This is a genomic window from Streptomyces sp. SirexAA-E (assembly GCF_000177195.2).
Lineage (GTDB): Bacteria > Actinomycetota > Actinomycetes > Streptomycetales > Streptomycetaceae > Streptomyces > Streptomyces flavovirens.
This window is the reverse complement of record NC_015953.1, coordinates 5,442,199-5,459,884: the sequence shown is the minus strand read 5'-3', so window position 1 is coordinate 5,459,884 and position 17,686 is coordinate 5,442,199. Positions and strand designations below refer to the sequence as shown.

Genomic DNA, 17,686 nt, shown 5'->3' with positions numbered 1-17,686 from the left:
TTAACCAACACCGGAGAAAACACGGCAGTTCGTTATTTCAGAACCAACACAGTGGACGCGAGCAACTGAGGACAAGCCCTCGGCCTATTAGTACCAGTCAGCTCCACCCGTTACCGGGCTTCCACATCTGGCCTATCAACCCAGTCGTCTACTGGGAGCCTTAACCACTCAAGGTGGTGGGAATACTCATCTCGAAGCAGGCTTCCCGCTTAGATGCTTTCAGCGGTTATCCTTTCCGAACGTAGCCAACCAGCCATGCCCTTGGCAGGACAACTGGCACACCAGAGGTTCGTCCGTCCCGGTCCTCTCGTACTAGGGACAGCCCTTCTCAATATTCCTACGCGCACAGCGGATAGGGACCGAACTGTCTCACGACGTTCTAAACCCAGCTCGCGTACCGCTTTAATGGGCGAACAGCCCAACCCTTGGGACCGACTCCAGCCCCAGGATGCGACGAGCCGACATCGAGGTGCCAAACCATCCCGTCGATATGGACTCTTGGGGAAGATCAGCCTGTTATCCCCGGGGTACCTTTTATCCGTTGAGCGACAGCGCTTCCACAAGCCACTGCCGGATCACTAGTCCCGACTTTCGTCCCTGCTCGACCCGTCGGTCTCACAGTCAAGCTCCCTTGTGCACTTACACTCAACACCTGATTGCCAACCAGGCTGAGGGAACCTTTGGGCGCCTCCGTTACTCTTTAGGAGGCAACCGCCCCAGTTAAACTACCCATCAGACACTGTCCCTGATCCGGATCACGGACCCAGGTTAGACATCCAGCACGACCAGAGTGGTATTTCAACGGCGACTCCACAACCACTGGCGTGGCTGCTTCAAAGTCTCCCACCTATCCTACACAAGCCGAACCGAACACCAATATCAAACTATAGTAAAGGTCCCGGGGTCTTTCCGTCCTGCTGCGCGAAACGAGCATCTTTACTCGTAGTGCAATTTCACCGGGCCTATGGTTGAGACAGTCGAGAAGTCGTTACGCCATTCGTGCAGGTCGGAACTTACCCGACAAGGAATTTCGCTACCTTAGGATGGTTATAGTTACCACCGCCGTTTACTGGCGCTTAAGTTCTCAGCTTCGCACACCCGAAAGTGCACTAACCGGTCCCCTTAACGTTCCAGCACCGGGCAGGCGTCAGTCCGTATACATCGCCTTACGGCTTCGCACGGACCTGTGTTTTTAGTAAACAGTCGCTTCTCGCTGGTCTCTGCGGCCACCCCCAGCTCAGGAAGCAAGTCCCCTCACCAGTGATGGCCCCCCTTCTCCCGAAGTTACGGGGGCATTTTGCCGAGTTCCTTAACCATAGTTCACCCGAACGCCTCGGTATTCTCTACCTGACTACCTGAGTCGGTTTAGGGTACGGGCCGCCATGAAACTCGCTAGAGGCTTTTCTCGACAGCATAGGATCATCCACTTCACCACAATCGGCTCGGCATCAGGTCTCAGACTATATGCACGACGGATTTGCCTACCGTGCGTCCTACACCCTTACCCCGGGACAACCACCGCCCGGGCTGGACTACCTTCCTGCGTCACCCCATCGCTTACCTACTACAAGTCTGGTTCATCGGCTCCACCACTACCCTCAACTCCGAAGAGATCGGGCCGGCTTCACGGACTTAGCATCGCCTGATTCAGTACTGGGCGTTTCAAAGCGGGTACCGGAATATCAACCGGTTGTCCATCGACTACGCCTGTCGGCCTCGCCTTAGGTCCCGACTTACCCTGGGCAGATCAGCTTGACCCAGGAACCCTTAGTCAATCGGCGCACACGTTTCTCACGTGTGTATCGCTACTCATGCCTGCATTCTCACTCGTGAACCGTCCACAACTCGCTTCCGCGGCTGCTTCACCCGGCACACGACGCTCCCCTACCCATCCATACTCCCGTTGAGGATATGTGTATGAATGACACGACTTCGGCGGTACGCTTGAGCCCCGCTACATTGTCGGCGCGGAATCACTTGACCAGTGAGCTATTACGCACTCTTTCAAGGGTGGCTGCTTCTAAGCCAACCTCCTGGTTGTCTCTGCGACTCCACATCCTTTCCCACTTAGCGTACGCTTAGGGGCCTTAGTCGATGCTCTGGGCTGTTTCCCTCTCGACCATGGAGCTTATCCCCCACAGTCTCACTGCCGCGCTCTCACTTACCGGCATTCGGAGTTTGGCTAAGGTCAGTAACCCGGTAGGGCCCATCGCCTATCCAGTGCTCTACCTCCGGCAAGAAACACACGACGCTGCACCTAAATGCATTTCGGGGAGAACCAGCTATCACGGAGTTTGATTGGCCTTTCACCCCTAACCACAGGTCATCCCCCAGGTTTTCAACCCTGGTGGGTTCGGTCCTCCACGAAGTCTTACCTCCGCTTCAACCTGCCCATGGCTAGATCACTCCGCTTCGGGTCTAGAGCGTGCAACTCAAACGCCCTATTCGGACTCGCTTTCGCTACGGCTTCCCCACACGGGTTAACCTCGCTACACACCGCTAACTCGCAGGCTCATTCTTCAAAAGGCACGCAGTCACGACTGCTGTTCCGAAGAACAACAGCGACGCTCCCACGGCTTGTAGGCACACGGTTTCAGGTACTATTTCACTCCGCTCCCGCGGTACTTTTCACCATTCCCTCACGGTACTATCCGCTATCGGTCACCAGGGAATATTTAGGCTTAGCGGGTGGTCCCGCCAGATTCACACGGGATTTCTCGGGCCCCGTGCTACTTGGGTGTCTCTCAAACGAGCCGTTAATGTTTCAGCTACGGGGGTCTTACCCTCTACGCCGGACCTTTCGCATGTCCTTCGCCTACATCAACGGTTTCTGACTCGCCTCACAGCCGGCAGACTGTGAAAAAGAGATCCCACAACCCCGCATGCGCAACCCCTGCCGGGTATCACACGCATACGGTTTGGCCTCATCCAGTTTCGCTCGCCACTACTCCCGGAATCACGGTTGTTTTCTCTTCCTGAGGGTACTGAGATGTTTCACTTCCCCTCGTTCCCTCCACACTGCCTATGTGTTCAGCAGCGGGTGACAGCCCATGACGACTGCCGGGTTTCCCCATTCGGAAACCCCCGGATCAAAGCTTGGTTGACAGCTCCCCGGGGACTATCGTGGCCTCCCACGTCCTTCATCGGTTCCTGGTGCCAAGGCATCCACCGTGCGCCCTTAAAAACTTGGCCACAGATGCTCGCGTCCACTGTGCAGTTCTCAAACAACGACCAGCCACCCATCACCCCGTTCTGACGAACGAGTGCACTGGGGCCGGCAACCAAAGGGACAGACTCAAACGAGCCCGTACCTTCAGATACCCAACAGCGTGCCCGACCCGACCAACCCGTTCCCGTTTTCCACGCCGAAGCAGTACTAACGAAACCGTGCTCATCGTGCCGAATAGTCAACGTTCCACCCATGAGCAACCAGCACCGAACATTCGCCGGTGTACTGGCCTCTGACCCAGCGAACCGGGTAAGAAGTGCTCCTTAGAAAGGAGGTGATCCAGCCGCACCTTCCGGTACGGCTACCTTGTTACGACTTCGTCCCAATCGCCAGTCCCACCTTCGACAGCTCCCTCCCACAAGGGGTTGGGCCACCGGCTTCGGGTGTTACCGACTTTCGTGACGTGACGGGCGGTGTGTACAAGGCCCGGGAACGTATTCACCGCAGCAATGCTGATCTGCGATTACTAGCAACTCCGACTTCATGGGGTCGAGTTGCAGACCCCAATCCGAACTGAGACCGGCTTTTTGAGATTCGCTCCGCCTCACGACTTCGCAGCTCATTGTACCGGCCATTGTAGCACGTGTGCAGCCCAAGACATAAGGGGCATGATGACTTGACGTCGTCCCCACCTTCCTCCGAGTTGACCCCGGCAGTCTCCTGTGAGTCCCCATCACCCCGAAGGGCATGCTGGCAACACAGAACAAGGGTTGCGCTCGTTGCGGGACTTAACCCAACATCTCACGACACGAGCTGACGACAGCCATGCACCACCTGTATACCGACCACAAGGGGGGCACCATCTCTGATGCTTTCCGGTATATGTCAAGCCTTGGTAAGGTTCTTCGCGTTGCGTCGAATTAAGCCACATGCTCCGCTGCTTGTGCGGGCCCCCGTCAATTCCTTTGAGTTTTAGCCTTGCGGCCGTACTCCCCAGGCGGGGAACTTAATGCGTTAGCTGCGGCACCGACGACGTGGAATGTCGCCAACACCTAGTTCCCAACGTTTACGGCGTGGACTACCAGGGTATCTAATCCTGTTCGCTCCCCACGCTTTCGCTCCTCAGCGTCAGTAATGGCCCAGAGATCCGCCTTCGCCACCGGTGTTCCTCCTGATATCTGCGCATTTCACCGCTACACCAGGAATTCCGATCTCCCCTACCACACTCTAGCTAGCCCGTATCGAATGCAGACCCGGGGTTAAGCCCCGGGCTTTCACATCCGACGTGACAAGCCGCCTACGAGCTCTTTACGCCCAATAATTCCGGACAACGCTTGCGCCCTACGTATTACCGCGGCTGCTGGCACGTAGTTAGCCGGCGCTTCTTCTGCAGGTACCGTCACTTTCGCTTCTTCCCTGCTGAAAGAGGTTTACAACCCGAAGGCCGTCATCCCTCACGCGGCGTCGCTGCATCAGGCTTTCGCCCATTGTGCAATATTCCCCACTGCTGCCTCCCGTAGGAGTCTGGGCCGTGTCTCAGTCCCAGTGTGGCCGGTCGCCCTCTCAGGCCGGCTACCCGTCGTCGCCTTGGTAGGCCATCACCCCACCAACAAGCTGATAGGCCGCGGGCTCATCCTTCACCGCCGGAGCTTTTAACCCCGTCCCATGCGGGACAGAGTGTTATCCGGTATTAGACCCCGTTTCCAGGGCTTGTCCCAGAGTGAAGGGCAGATTGCCCACGTGTTACTCACCCGTTCGCCACTAATCCACCCCGAAGGGCTTCATCGTTCGACTTGCATGTGTTAAGCACGCCGCCAGCGTTCGTCCTGAGCCAGGATCAAACTCTCCGTGAATGTTTTCCCGTAATCGGGATGAACACCACGAGAGCGGAACGACCAGGTCGGAATAAGACCGGTCGTTCACAGCGTCCTCGCTGTGTTTCGCCTACCAGCACCCAAGGGCCTGGCAGGTCTTTTCAAAGGAACCACCAACCTGCCGAAGCAGGCCGGGGTATCAACATATCTGGCGTTGACTTTTGGCACGCTGTTGAGTTCTCAAGGAACGGACGCTTCCTTCGGTCCCGTTTCACCGGGGCCCTCCGGGCGCTTCCCTTCGTTCTTGCGTTTCCGACTCTATCAGACTCTTTCGTGTCCGATTCCCGGTCGAAGCGGGTTCCTGCTCGGCGGTTAATTCACCACCATGCTTTCCAGTTCTTCGCTTTCGCGTTTCCCTTTCCGGCGGTTCCAACCTTACCAGACTCTTTTTCCGTTCCGTTTCCGGTCCGAATTTTGAATCCGATGGCCTGTGGATCGGCCTTTGCCTTTCGGCGGACCCGACATTATCAGAGATTCTGAGTCGGAATTCCCGCCCCGTCCGGAGCGACGTGCACGCATGACTGCGCGCGGTGCTTCCCGTTCAGGCGGAACCAGAAACGTACTGGAGCGGGGCGCCCCGATGCAAATCGAGGTGCCCCGCCCCTGGTCACAGGCTGCCGGTCAGACTTCGACGACGACCGGAAGGATCATCGGGCGCCGGCGGTAGGTGTCCGAGACCCACTTGCCCACCGTGCGGCGGACGAGCTGCTGGAGCTGGTGCGGCTCCATCACCCCGTCCTGCGCCGACTTGTTGAGCGCCTCCTCGACCTTGGGCACGACGGCGGTGAACGCACCGTCGTCGATGCCCGAACCGCGGGCCTGGATGTGAGGTCCGCCCACGATCTTGCCGGAGGAGCTGTCCACCACGATGAAGACCGAGATGATCCCCTCGTCGCCGAGGATGCGGCGGTCCTTGAGGGAGGTCTCCGTGACGTCGCCGACCGAGAGGCCGTCGACGTAGACGTAACCGGCCTGGACCTTGCCGACGATCTTCGCCTTGCCGTCGATCAGGTCGACGACGACGCCGTCCTCGGCGATCACGATGTGGTCCTTGGGCACGCCGGTCAGCGCGCCCAGTTCGGCGTTGGCCCGCAGGTGGCGCCACTCACCGTGCACCGGCATCAGGTTCTTCGGCTTGCAGATGTTGTAGAAGTACAGCAGCTCGCCGGCCGACGCGTGGCCCGAGACGTGGACCTTCGCATTGCCCTTGTGGACGACGTGCGCGCCCCATCGGGTCAGACCGTTGATCACGCGGTAGACCGCGTTCTCGTTGCCCGGGATGAGCGACGACGCCAGGATCACCGTGTCACCCGGCACGATGCGGATCTGGTGGTCGCGGTTGGCCATCCGGGACAGGGCCGCCATCGGCTCGCCCTGGGAGCCCGTGCAGACCAGTACGACCTCGTCGTCCGGCAGGTCGTCGAGCGTCTTGACGTCCACCACCAGCCCGGCGGGCACCTTCAGATAGCCCAGGTCACGGGCGATACCCATGTTCCGGACCATGGAACGCCCGACGAAGGCGACGCGCCGGCCGTACTCGTGGGCGGCGTCCAGGATCTGCTGGATGCGGTGGACGTGACTGGCGAAGCTCGCCACGATGATGCGCTTCTGCGCGTTGGCGAAGACCGTGCGCAGGACGTTGGAGATGTCCCGCTCCGGCGGCACGAACCCGGGGACCTCCGCGTTGGTCGAGTCGGAGAGCAGCAGGTCGATGCCCTCCTCGCTCAGCCGTGCGAACGCGTGCAGGTCGGTCAGGCGGCCGTCCAGCGGGAGCTGGTCCATCTTGAAGTCACCCGTGGCGACAGCCAGGCCGGCGGGTGTCCGGATGGCCACCGCGAGCGCGTCCGGGATGGAGTGGTTGACCGCGATGAACTCGCAGTCGAAGACACCGATACGCTCCCGCTGCCCTTCCTCCACCTCCAGGGTGTACGGGCGGATGCGGTGCTCCTGGAGCTTGGCCTCGATGAGCGCGAGGGTCAGCTTGGAGCCGATGAGCGGGATGTCCGGCTTCAGCCGGAGCAGGTAGGGAACGCCGCCGATGTGGTCCTCGTGGCCGTGCGTGAGGACGATGCCCTCGACGTCGTCCAGGCGGTCCCGGATGGTGGTGAAGTCCGGAAGGATCAGGTCGATGCCCGGCTGCTCCTCCTCGGGGAAGAGGACACCGCAGTCGACGATGAGCAGGCGGCCGCCGTACTCGAAGACCGTCATGTTGCGGCCGATCTCCCCCAGGCCGCCGAGCGGGGTGACGCGCAGACCGCCCTTCGGGAGCTTCGGCGGGGTACCGAGTTCAGGATGCGGATGACTCAAAAGACTCTCCTTACCACGCACGCCACGTACCGCTGAGGGCACGTGGCGCGCATGTCATTCGTGCACTTGCTGTTGTCAGAAGGTGTATCCGTCGCGAGTGTCCTCGCGTATTCAGTTGTGAAGTCCGTGGTTACAGCTGTACCCCGCCGGCCGCCAGATCGATCTTGAGCTGGGCCGTCTCCTGGGCGGTGAGTTCCACCAGAGGCAGGCGCAGCGGACCGGCCGGCAGGCCCTGCAGGGTGAGCGCGGCCTTGGTGGTGATCACACCCTGCGTGCGGAACATCCCGGTGAAGACCGGGAGCAGCTTCTGGTGGATCTCCGTGGCCTTCTGCACGTCCCCGCCGAGGTACGCCTCGATCAGCGCGCGCAGATCAGGGCTGACGACGTGGCCGACGACGGAGACGAAGCCGACGGCTCCGACCGAGAGCAGCGGGAGGTTCAGCATGTCGTCGCCGGAGTACCAGGCGAGACCGGACTGGGCGATGGCCCAGCTGGCGCGCCCCAGGTCTCCCTTGGCGTCCTTGTTGGCGACGATACGGGGGTGCTCGGCGAGCCGTACGAGTGTCTCCGTGTCGATCGGGACCCCGCTGCGGCCCGGGATGTCGTACAGCATCACGGGCAGTCCGGTGGAGTCCGCGATGGCGCTGAAGTGCCGCAGCAGGCCTTCCTGCGGGGGCTTGTTGTAGTACGGCGTGACCGCGAGGAGGCCGTGGGCGCCGGTGCGCTCGGCGGTGCGGGCCAGCTCGATGCTGTGCCGGGTGTCGTTGGTGCCGATCCCGGCGACGACGTGGGCCCGGTCTCCGACGGCTTCGAGCACCGCCCGTACGAGCTGGTCCTTCTCCGCGTCGCTGGTGGTCGGGGACTCACCGGTGGTGCCGTTGACGATCAGGCCGTCGTTGCCTGCGTCCACCAGATGGGCGGCGAGCCGCTGGGCACCGTCGAGGTCGAGTGCGCCGTCCGCCGTGAAGGGCGTGACCATAGCGGTGAGGACCCGCCCGAAGGGGGTCTGCGGAGTGGAGATCGGAGCCATGGGTAACACGCTACTCGTTGCTCGGAGCGCCGTGCCCCCTCGGGGGACGGGAGAAGAGGAGCCCGGCACTGCCTGCTCGGGGGTTCAAGCAGTGCCGGGTCCGTTTGATCAGCCTAGATGAACTTCACGAAAGGCCGCAATACGGACACCGCCTACGGGGCCACCCGTCCGTTTTTGTTGAAGGCGGCATGAGTCAGCGGCATGAGCCGTGCCCAGTGCTGTTCCATCTGCTCGCCGACCATCTCGATCTCGCGCTGCGGGAAGGAGGGGACCTTGGCCAGCTCGTGCTGCGTCCGCAGGCCGAGGAAGTGCATCAGCGACCGGGCGTTGCACGTGGCGTACATCGTGGAGAAGAGGCCTACGGGCAGGACGGCGCGGGCGACCTCGCGGGCGACACCCGCGGCCAGCATCTCCTGGTAGGCGTCGTACGCCTGCCGGTAGGAGTCCTCCATCACACGGCTGGTGAGCGCGTGCTGCTCCGGGGTCCCCTCGACGAACTCGTACTTGCCGGGGCGGCCCTGCTGGATGAGCTTGCGGGACTCCCCGGGGGTGTAGAAGACCGGTTCGAGCTCCCTGTAGCGGCCCGATTCCTCGTTGTACGACCAGCCGACGCGGTGCCGCATGAATTCGCGGAAGACGAAGATCGGGGCACTGATGAAGAAGGTCATCGAGTTGTGCTCGAAGGGACTTCCGTGCCGGTCCCGCATCAGGAAGTTGATCAGGCCCTTGGAGCGCTCGGGGTCCTTGGTGACCTCCTCCAGGGACTGCTCGCCGGCCGTGGACACGCGGGCCGCGAAGAGCACGTCGGAGTCGGTGGCAGCGGATTTCACCAGGTCAACGGTGACATCGCTGCGGAAGTGGGCCTTCGTGGGCTCGGGGGTGTCGGTCACCGGCGGGGGTCCTTCCAATGGCGTCGCACGGGCGGCGTCCACTCTACGGGCCGGAGAACGGGCCTCCGGCCGTCGGCCCGGAGCGGGGGTGCCGGGCGCCGCCGGAGGCCCGGGGCGTCGGCTCGGGGCGTCCGGGTAGGCGCCGGACAGCCGTCCGCAGGATTTCTTCACCCCGTTCGGCGATTCGGGGCACCGATCGGGTCTCCCGTACGTCTGACTCATTAGCAGCACCCGTCACAGAGTTCAAGGAGAGTTTCCTCATGTTCCGCCGGCGTGAATCCGTCCCGTTCTCGTTTGTCGCCGAGGCCGAGCGGTTCCGCAGCAATGTCACCCCGCCGCCCCGCGAGCGTGCCAGCGTCTCCCAGCTGGCCGGCCGATCCCTCGTGGGGCTGATCCTGGTCGCGGGATTCGCCGGATCGCTGCTCTTCGGCGTGCCCGCCCTCGAGACCGACCGGACGCCCTCGCACAGTCAGCAGTCCGAGGCGTCCTCGCACCGCTGACCCGTACGGGCCCCCTGGGGTGGTCGACCGGGGGGCTCCTCGGTAGCCTCACCGGGCACAGCAATCGAGCGTGCTTGTGAGTGAGGATCAGTCGTGCCCCTGCCCTTTCTGACGGCCGACCGCGCATTCGACGCGAGCGCGGAGGACACCGCGCTGCCGTTCGACGACCACGACAGCTGGCGGCGGCCCTACCGTCCCGGTCCGTGGCGGGTCTCCGCCGCAGCCGCGCTGCTGCTGCTGGCGTCGTTCGTACTCCTGGCGGCGATGATCATCGCGTTCGCCGGTTCGGCCTCCGGCGGCGGCGCGTGCCTCGCGCTGGCGGCCGTGGTGATCGTCTGCGCCCTGCGGCTGCTGCGGGTCGGCGCGTGGGTCAGCCGGCACGGAGTGCGCCGCGTGGCCTTCTTCCGTACGACGACGGTGGCCTGGGACAAGGCTGCGGCGCTCCGTACCGTCCAGCAGCCGGTGAAGTGGCTCGGTCTGCCGCGTACGGTCCAGGGCCAGGCCCTGGTCGTGGTCCGCCGGACCGGCGAGCAGCTGCCGCCGCTGGTCACCGACCACAACGCGGACTTCCTGGCCCGTGCCGAAGCCTTCGACCGTGCCACCGACACGATCGAGGCCTGGGGCGCGGAGTACCGCGTCGGCTGACGGACGCTCCGTAGGACGGAACGAGCCGGTACGGCGCCCGAGCGGCGCCGTACCGGCTCGTTCGTGTATCAGGCGGCCTGTACCGGCTTGTTCGCGTGCAGGGCGATGGCGCGCTGCATCGCCTTGCGGGCCCGGGGGGTGTCCCTGGCGTCCTGGTAGGCGACGGCCAGCCGGAACCAGCACCGCCAGTCGCCCGGGTGGTCCTCGGTCTCCTCACGGCGCCGGGCGAACACCGCGTCCGCGGAGGCCCGGTCGATGCGTCCGGAAGGGGTGCGGACCAGTTCGTCGACGGGCAGGCCGCCCTCGGCGTCGAGCTCTGCGGCGAGGGCGTTGGCCCTGCGGACGAACTGGGTGTTCTTCCAGAGGAACCAGAGCCCGATCACCGGCAGGATCAGCACGGCCACACCGAAGGCGACGGTGAGCAGTGTGCCGTGCCGGATGAGCAGGACGCCTCGGCTGCCGGCCAGGAGGAAGTAGAAGACCAGGACGGCGGCGGTGACGGCGTAGGTGAGTTTCGCGCGCATGGGGTGGGCCCCGTCAGTTCAGGTCGAGGAAGTGTTCCAGGCCGAGGGTGAGGCCGGGAGTGGTGACCACGCGGCGGGCGCCGAGCAGGATGCCCGGCATGAAGCTGCTGTGGTGCAGGGAGTCGTGCCGGACGGTGAGGGTCTCGCCCTCGGCGCCCAGCAGGACCTCCTGGTGGGCGAGGAGCCCGCGCAGCCGTACCGAGTGGACCGGGATGCCGTCGACGTCCGCGCCGCGTGCGCCGTCCAGTGCCGTGGCGGTGGCGTCCGGCTGCGGTGCGCAGCCGGCCTTCTCACGGGCCGCGGCGATGAGCTGGGCGGTGCGGGTGGCGGTGCCGGAGGGGGCGTCCGCCTTGTTCGGGTGGTGGAGCTCGATGACCTCCACCGACTCGAAGTAGCGGGCGGCCTGCTCCGCGAACTTCATCGTGAGGACCGCGCCGATGGAGAAGTTCGGTGCGATGAGCACCCCGGTCTCCGGGGAGGCGGCCAGCCAGGTGTTCAGCTGCGCGAGCCGTTCGTCGGTCCATCCGGTGGTGCCGACGACCGCGTGGATGCCGTGCCGGACGCAGAAGTCCAGGTTGTCCATCACGGACGCGGGCGTGGTGAGCTCGACGACGGCCTGGGCGCCGGTGTCGACGAGGGTCTCCAGCCGGTCGCCACGGCCCAGCGCGGCCACCAGCTCCATGTCGTCCGCGGCCTCGACGGCCCGTACCGCCTCGGAGCCGATGCGGCCCTTGGCGCCGAGAACGGCCACACGCAGCTTGCTCATGTGCTCTTTCCTTAGGGGTTAGGAGACCGCTCGGTGGAGGCGGTCGGCCTGCTTGTCCTTGAGCGGTCCGATGACCGAGAGCGAGGGACGGTGCCCGAGGACGTCCGCCGCGACGGCGCGGACCTCGTCGGGGGTGACCGCCGCGATCCTGGCCAGCATGTCGTCGACCGACATCTGCTCGCCCCAGCACAGCTCGCTCTTGCCGATCCGGTTCATCAGCGCGCCGGTGTCCTCGAGGCCGAGCACGGTGGAGCCGGCGAGCTGGCCGACCGCACGGCTGATCTCCTCGTCGGGGAGCCCCTCGCTGGCCACCCGGTCGAGTTCCTCGCGGCAGATCCCCAGGACGTCGTGCACCTGGCTGGGCCGGCAGCCCGCGTAGACGCCGAAGAGCCCGCAGTCGGCGAAGCCTGAGGTGTACGAGTAGACGCTGTAGGCCAGGCCGCGCTTCTCCCGTACCTCCTGGAAGAGGCGGGAGCTCATGCCGCCGCCGAGCGCGGTGTTCAGGACGCCGAGGGCCCAGCGGCGCTCGTCGGTCCTGGCGAGGCCCGGCATGCCGAGCACGATGTGGGCCTGCTCGGTCTTGCGGTCGAGCACGTCCACCCGGCCCGCGGTGCGCAGTGCGCGGGACCCGGCGCGCGGGGCGGTGGGGACGGCGTCGGTGCGGGTCAGGGCGCCCGCGCGCTCGAAGGCCCGGCGGACCTGGCGTACGACTGTGGCGTGGTCGACGTTGCCCGCGGCGGCGACGACCAGGTGGGTGGGGTCGTAGTGCTTCTTGTAGAAGCGGGCGATCCGGCCGCGGTCGAGTGCGTTGACCGTGTCGACGGTCCCGAGGACGGGGCGGCCCAGCGGGGTGTCCCCGAGCATGGTGTGCGCGAACAGGTCGTGCACGCAGTCGCCCGGGTCGTCCTCCGTCATGGCGATCTCCTCGAGGATCACGCCGCGCTCGGCGTCGACGTCCTCGGGGGTGATCAGCGAGCCGGTCAGCATGTCGCAGACGACGTCGATGGCCAGCGGCAGGTCCGTGTCCAGGACCCGCGCGTAGTAGCAGGTGTACTCCTTCGCCGTGAAGGCGTTCATCTCGCCGCCGACCGCGTCGATCGCGGAGGAGATGTCGAGGGCGCTGCGCTTGTCGGTGCCCTTGAAGAGGAGGTGTTCGAGGTAGTGCGTCGCGCCGTTCAGGGTGGGGGTCTCGTCGCGTGATCCGACGTTGACCCAGATCCCGAAGGTGGCGGAGCGGACGGAGGGCAGGGTCTCGGTGACGACGCGGAGCCCGCCGGGGAGAACCGTGCGGCGGACGGTGCCGACGCCGCCGTTGCCCTTGAGGAGCGTTTGGGTACGGGCGACGGCCCGCCCCTCGGAGGAGGGGCGGGCCGTCGTCGCGGAACTACGGGACGTCACTTGGAGGCGTCGTCCTTCTTCTCGTCTTCTTCGCCCTCGATGACGGGGACGAGGGAGAGCTTGCCGCGGGAGTCGATCTCCGCGATCTCGACCTGCACCTTGGCGCCGACGCCGAGGACGTCCTCGACGTTCTCGACGCGCTTGCCGCCGGCGAGCTTGCGGATCTGCGAGATGTGCAGCAGACCGTCCTTGCCGGGCATCAGGGAGACGAACGCACCGAAGGTGGTGGTCTTGACGACCGTACCCAGGTAGCGCTCGCCGACCTCCGGCATGGTCGGGTTGGCGATCGCGTTGATCGTGGCGCGGGCTGCCTCGGCCTGCGAGCCCTGCTGGGCACCGATGTAGATGGTGCCGTCGTCCTCGATCGTGATGTCGGCGCCGGTGTCCTCCTGGATCTGGTTGATCATCTTGCCCTTGGGGCCGATGACCTCACCGATCTTGTCCACCGGGATCTTGACGGTGATGATCCGCGGGGCGTTCGGGGACATCTCGTCCGGGACGTCGATGGCCTCGTTCATGACGTCCAGGATGTGCAGACGCGCGTCACGGGCCTGCTTCAGCGCGGCGGCCAGGACCGAGGCGGGGATGCCGTCGAGCTTGGTGTCGAGCTGGAGCGCGGTCACGAACTGCTTCGTACCGGCGACCTTGAAGTCCATGTCGCCGAAGGCGTCCTCCGCACCGAGGATGTCGGTGAGGGCGACGTAGTGGGTCTTGCCGTCGATCTCCTGGGAGATCAGGCCCATGGCGATACCGGCGACGGCGGCCTTGAGGGGCACACCGGCGTTCAGCAGCGACATGGTGGAGGCGCAGACCGAGCCCATGGACGTCGAGCCGTTGGAGCCCAGCGCCTCGGAGACCTGGCGGATCGCGTAGGGGAACTCCTCGCGCGACGGCAGCACCGGCACGATGGCGCGCTCGGCGAGAGCGCCGTGGCCGATCTCGCGGCGCTTGGGCGAGCCCACGCGGCCGGTCTCACCGACGGAGTACGGCGGGAAGTTGTAGTTGTGCATGTAGCGCTTGCGGGTCACCGGGGAGAGGGTGTCCAGCTGCTGCTCCATGCGGAGCATGTTGAGGGTGGTGACGCCCAGGATCTGGGTCTCGCCACGCTCGAACAGCGCCGAGCCGTGCACGCGCGGGATGGCCTCGACCTCGGCGGCGAGCGTACGGATGTCCGTGACGCCGCGGCCGTCGATGCGGACCTTGTCCTTGATGACGCGCTCGCGGACCAGCTTCTTGGTCAGCGCGCGGTAGGCACCGGAGATCTCCTTCTCGCGGCCCTCGAAGGCCGGGAGGAGCTTCTCGGCGGCGATCTCCTTGATGCGGTCCAGCTCCGCCTCGCGCTCCTGCTTGCCGGCGATGGTGAGCGCCTTGGCGAGCTCGGTGCTGACGGCGCCCGTGAGCGCCTCCAGGACGTCGTCCTGGTAGTCGAGGAAGACCGGGAACTCGCCGGTGGGCTTGGCGGCCTTGGCGGCGAGGTCGGACTGGGCCTTGCAGAGCGCCTTGATGAAGGGCTTCGCGGCTTCCAGACCGGCGGCGACGACCTCTTCGGTCGGGGCCTCGGCGCCGTCCTTGACGAGCTGGATGGTCTTCTCGGTGGCCTCGGCCTCGACCATCATGATCGCGACGTCGCCGTCCTCGAGGACGCGACCGGCGACGACCATGTCGAAGACGGCGTCCTCGAGCTCGGTGTGCGTCGGGAAGGCGACCCACTGGCCCTTGATCAGGGCGACACGGGTGGCGCCGATCGGGCCGGAGAAGGGCAGGCCCGCCAGGATCGTGGAGGCGGAGGCGGCGTTGATCGCGACCACGTCGTACAGGTGGTCGGGGTTGAGCGCCATGATCGTCTCGACGATCTGGATCTCGTTGCGCAGGCCCTTCTTGAAGGAGGGGCGCAGCGGCCGGTCGATCAGGCGGCAGGTGAGGATCGCGTCCTCGGAGGGCCGGCCCTCACGACGGAAGAAGGAGCCGGGGATCTTGCCGGCGGCGTACTGACGCTCTTCGACGTCCACCGTGAGGGGGAAGAAGTCGAGCTGGTCCTTGGGCCGCTTGGAAGCGGTCGTGGCCGACAGCACCATGGTGTCGTCGTCCAGGTACGCGACGGCGGAGCCTGCGGCCTGCTTGGCCAGGCGGCCCGTCTCGAAGCGGATGGTGCGGGTGCCGAAGGTGCCGTTGTCGATCACGGCTTCGGCGTAGTGGGTCTCGTTCTCCACTAGTGGATTCTCCATACTCGTCGTCTTTCGTCCTGCCGCCCGTGTGGCGGAGGACGGTGCGGAGAAGCGCACCGTGTGTGCGGGCCGGTCTTCGATCGAAGCTCCCGGGCGTTGCCCCGGGGGCCACTACCGAGGACCGGCGGCGGCCGTGGGGCGCCTCTCCTCGTTCTGTCCTTCTGGTCCTTCTGCGTCCAGGTTACTGAGCCGGAGCCCGGTCCTGCACGTACAGCAAAGGGAGCGGCCCCCTGGATCCGGGGAACCGCTCCCTCTCACAGCGTCTTACTTGGCGCCGCCGGCCGCACCGCGGCGGATGCCGAGGCGGTCGACGAGCGCACGGAAGCGCTGGATGTCCTTCTTGGCCAGGTACTGCAGAAGGCGGCGGCGCTGGCCGACCAGGATCAGCAGACCACGACGGGAGTGGTGGTCGTGCTTGTGCGTCTTGAGGTGCTCCGTCAGGTCGGAGATCCGACGGGAGAGCATCGCCACCTGGACCTCGGGGGATCCGGTGTCGCCCTCCTTCTGAGCGAACTCGGCCATGATCTGCTTCTTCGTAGCGGCGTCGAGCGGCACGCGTACTCCTTCAGGTGTTCGATGCGCCCACGAGTGCCCCTGGTCTGGTTCTCAGAGGTGCTTCCGTGACTCGGAGGCGAAGGTCCGATGAGCGCAGTCCCCAGAGGTCCGAAGACGCGTACACAAACGGCCACCGCCCAGAGTACCAGTCGCCCGGGGCCGCCCTCGACGGGTGTCAGCTGGTCATGGCCCGGGCCCGTGCGAAGACGTCCAGGACGGCCAGGCAGAGCGGGACCAGGGAGAGCAGCAGGACGCTCTCGGCGAGGTCGAGGAGCCGTCCCCAGAAGGGGGAGAGCCCCTTGCGCGGGATGATCAGGCCGATCGCGGTGAGCAGGGCAGCGCCGGCGGCGACGGCCGCCGAGAGCCAGATCGTACGGATGTCGAGGGAGCCCCGGTCTCCGTAGCGGACCAGGTCGTACAGCAGGTCGGCCGGCGGGTTGAGGGAGAGGCCGAGGACGAGCAGGGCGATCGCGCCGATGCCGGCCACCAGGACGCACGCGACCTGCGAGGTGTAGCGGAAGAGGCGGGCGCGCAGCAGCATCGCGAGTCCGGCGGCCAGAGCGAGGACCTGGCCCCAGACGTTGTCGGAGAAGCCGAGTACGGCGGCGGAGGCGACGACGACCGCGGCGCAGCCGCCGACCAGGCCGAGGAGCATCTCGTGGCCGCGGCGGGCCTGGGCGGCGATGCGGTCGGCGTCGACGGGTTCGCTCTCCCCCTCCCCGGCGGCCGGTTCGGCGAAGGCGTCGTCGTAGCCGGCCGGGGCGGTGCGCGGGGAGGCGTAGCCGATGGGCAGCCGGGCGAAGCGTGCGGAGAGGCCGGGCAGGAAGGCGACCAGGCCGAGGGCGACGACGACGGTGACCGCCGCGGTCCGGGTGGCGGAGGCCTCGGTGAGGATGGCCACGAAGGTGGCGAGGGTGCCGACGGTGGCCAGGAAGGTCGCGGCCACGAAGGGGGCGTCGCCGCTCGGGGTGAGGGCGACCAGGACGACCGAGGCGAGCAGCACGGCCACGCAGCCGAGCAGGAACTGGAGGCGGCCGGGGCCCGATCCGGCGTCGGGACCGATGATGCCCGAGCCCGCGATGAGGACGAGGGGCAGCGCGCCGAGTCCGAGGGCGACGGCCGTGGCACGGTCCGAGTAGACCCGGGCGCGCACACCCGCGAACGCGGTGAGCAGCAGTCCGGCGGAACCGGCGATGACGCCGGGCAGGCTGTGCATGTCGTGGCGTACGGGGTCGGCGAACCAGAGCACGAAGCCCATCAGGACGAGCAGCAGCACCCCGCCCACCAGGCCGGCGCCGCGCAGGAGTTCGTCGCTCCACAGGTGGCGGTCGCGGGTGACGGCGGAGGCGACGGCGTCGGAGACGTCGTCGAAGACGGCGGGCGGCAGCGACTGGGCGAAGGGGCGCAGGCTGAGGAGTTCACCGTCGAGCACCTGCTGGGCGGCGAGGGTACGGGCGCCGTCCAGGACGGTGCCGTCGCGGCGTACCAGGTGGTAGCCGGTGGGGGTGCCGGCCGGCTGGGTCTGGCCCGTGAGACGCAGGATCTCGGGGTAGACGTCGGCGACGGCGATGTCCTCCGGGAGGGCGACGTCGATCCGGCTGTCGGGCGCCACGACGGTGACGCGGCAGAAACCCGTCGCTGCGGTCGTACTCACGTGTCTGGTCCCCCTGATTCGCGGTTGCGCACGGTGCGCGCGCCACCCTACCGGGAGGGGGGAAGGGCATCGGCAAGTAGGATCGCCGTCGCGCGGACGGGAGTCCGCGCACACGCAGCCACGGGGGCGTCGGTGCGGACAGAGCCGGC

11 protein-coding genes and 2 rRNA genes are annotated in these 17,686 nt (G+C 65.8%); 2 read left to right on the top strand and 11 right to left on the bottom strand.

Going from position 1 to position 17,686, the window contains the following annotated elements:
- Positions 1 to 67: 67 nt before the first annotated feature.
- From SACTE_RS24445 to thyX, 5 genes are all read right to left on the bottom strand, one after another.
- Positions 68 to 3,192 (bottom strand): 23S ribosomal RNA (locus SACTE_RS24445).
- Positions 3,193 to 3,496: 304 nt separating this feature from the next.
- Positions 3,497 to 5,022: ribosomal RNA gene (locus SACTE_RS24440) — 16S ribosomal RNA — on the bottom strand.
- Together the 16S and 23S rRNA genes form the textbook arrangement of a ribosomal RNA operon.
- 642 nt (positions 5,023 to 5,664) lie before the next feature.
- A complete protein-coding gene (locus tag SACTE_RS24435; protein ID WP_014048693.1) occupies positions 5,665 to 7,350 on the bottom strand; it encodes a ribonuclease J in 1,686 nt (561 codons plus the stop codon).
- A 130-nt stretch (positions 7,351 to 7,480) separates the two neighbouring features.
- A complete protein-coding gene (gene dapA, locus SACTE_RS24430; RefSeq protein ID WP_014048692.1) occupies positions 7,481 to 8,380 on the bottom strand; it encodes a 4-hydroxy-tetrahydrodipicolinate synthase in 900 nt (299 codons plus the stop codon).
- A gap of 152 nt (positions 8,381 to 8,532) precedes the next feature.
- Positions 8,533 to 9,270, bottom strand: a complete 738-nt coding sequence (gene thyX, locus SACTE_RS24425; RefSeq protein WP_014048691.1) for an FAD-dependent thymidylate synthase — start codon at positions 9,268 to 9,270, stop codon at positions 8,533 to 8,535.
- Between the two features lie 260 nt (positions 9,271 to 9,530).
- Here thyX and SACTE_RS24420 point away from each other — a divergent pair, with 260 nt between their 5' ends.
- Both SACTE_RS24420 and SACTE_RS24415 read left to right on the top strand, forming a co-directional pair.
- Entirely contained in the window at positions 9,531 to 9,770 is a 240-nt protein-coding gene (locus SACTE_RS24420) for a hypothetical protein (protein ID WP_014048690.1), read from the top strand.
- Positions 9,771 to 9,863: 93 nt separating this feature from the next.
- Positions 9,864 to 10,415 carry a hypothetical protein gene (locus SACTE_RS24415; RefSeq protein ID WP_014048689.1) on the top strand — a complete coding sequence of 184 codons (552 nt, stop codon included), beginning with the start codon at positions 9,864 to 9,866 and terminating at the stop codon, positions 10,413 to 10,415.
- Positions 10,416 to 10,483: 68 nt separating this feature from the next.
- Here SACTE_RS24415 and SACTE_RS24410 read toward each other — a convergent pair whose 3' ends face one another.
- From SACTE_RS24410 to eccD, 6 genes are all read right to left on the bottom strand, one after another.
- Positions 10,484 to 10,939, bottom strand: a complete 456-nt coding sequence (locus tag SACTE_RS24410) for a hypothetical protein (RefSeq protein WP_014048688.1) — start codon at positions 10,937 to 10,939, stop codon at positions 10,484 to 10,486.
- Positions 10,940 to 10,952: 13 nt separating this feature from the next.
- Complete coding sequence (dapB, locus tag SACTE_RS24405) at positions 10,953 to 11,705, bottom strand: 4-hydroxy-tetrahydrodipicolinate reductase (protein ID WP_014048687.1); 753 nt, start codon at positions 11,703 to 11,705, stop codon at positions 10,953 to 10,955.
- 18 nt (positions 11,706 to 11,723) lie between these two features.
- Entirely contained in the window at positions 11,724 to 13,103 is a 1,380-nt protein-coding gene (locus tag SACTE_RS24400) for a pitrilysin family protein (protein ID WP_014048686.1), read from the bottom strand.
- The gene (locus SACTE_RS24395) at positions 13,100 to 15,313 is read right to left on the bottom strand and encodes a polyribonucleotide nucleotidyltransferase (protein WP_014048685.1); all 2,214 of its coding nucleotides are present in this window, start codon (positions 15,311 to 15,313) and stop codon (positions 13,100 to 13,102) included. Before SACTE_RS24395 ends, SACTE_RS24400 begins: the two co-directional genes overlap by 4 nt.
- 279 nt (positions 15,314 to 15,592) lie before the next feature.
- Positions 15,593 to 15,883 (bottom strand): 30S ribosomal protein S15, encoded by a 291-nt coding sequence (rpsO, locus tag SACTE_RS24390; RefSeq protein WP_014048684.1) that lies wholly within the window; start codon positions 15,881 to 15,883, stop codon positions 15,593 to 15,595.
- A 175-nt stretch (positions 15,884 to 16,058) separates the two neighbouring features.
- Positions 16,059 to 17,537 carry a type VII secretion integral membrane protein EccD gene (gene eccD, locus SACTE_RS24385; protein WP_014048683.1) on the bottom strand — a complete coding sequence of 493 codons (1,479 nt, stop codon included), beginning with the start codon at positions 17,535 to 17,537 and terminating at the stop codon, positions 16,059 to 16,061.
- Positions 17,538 to 17,686 lie beyond the last annotated feature (149 nt).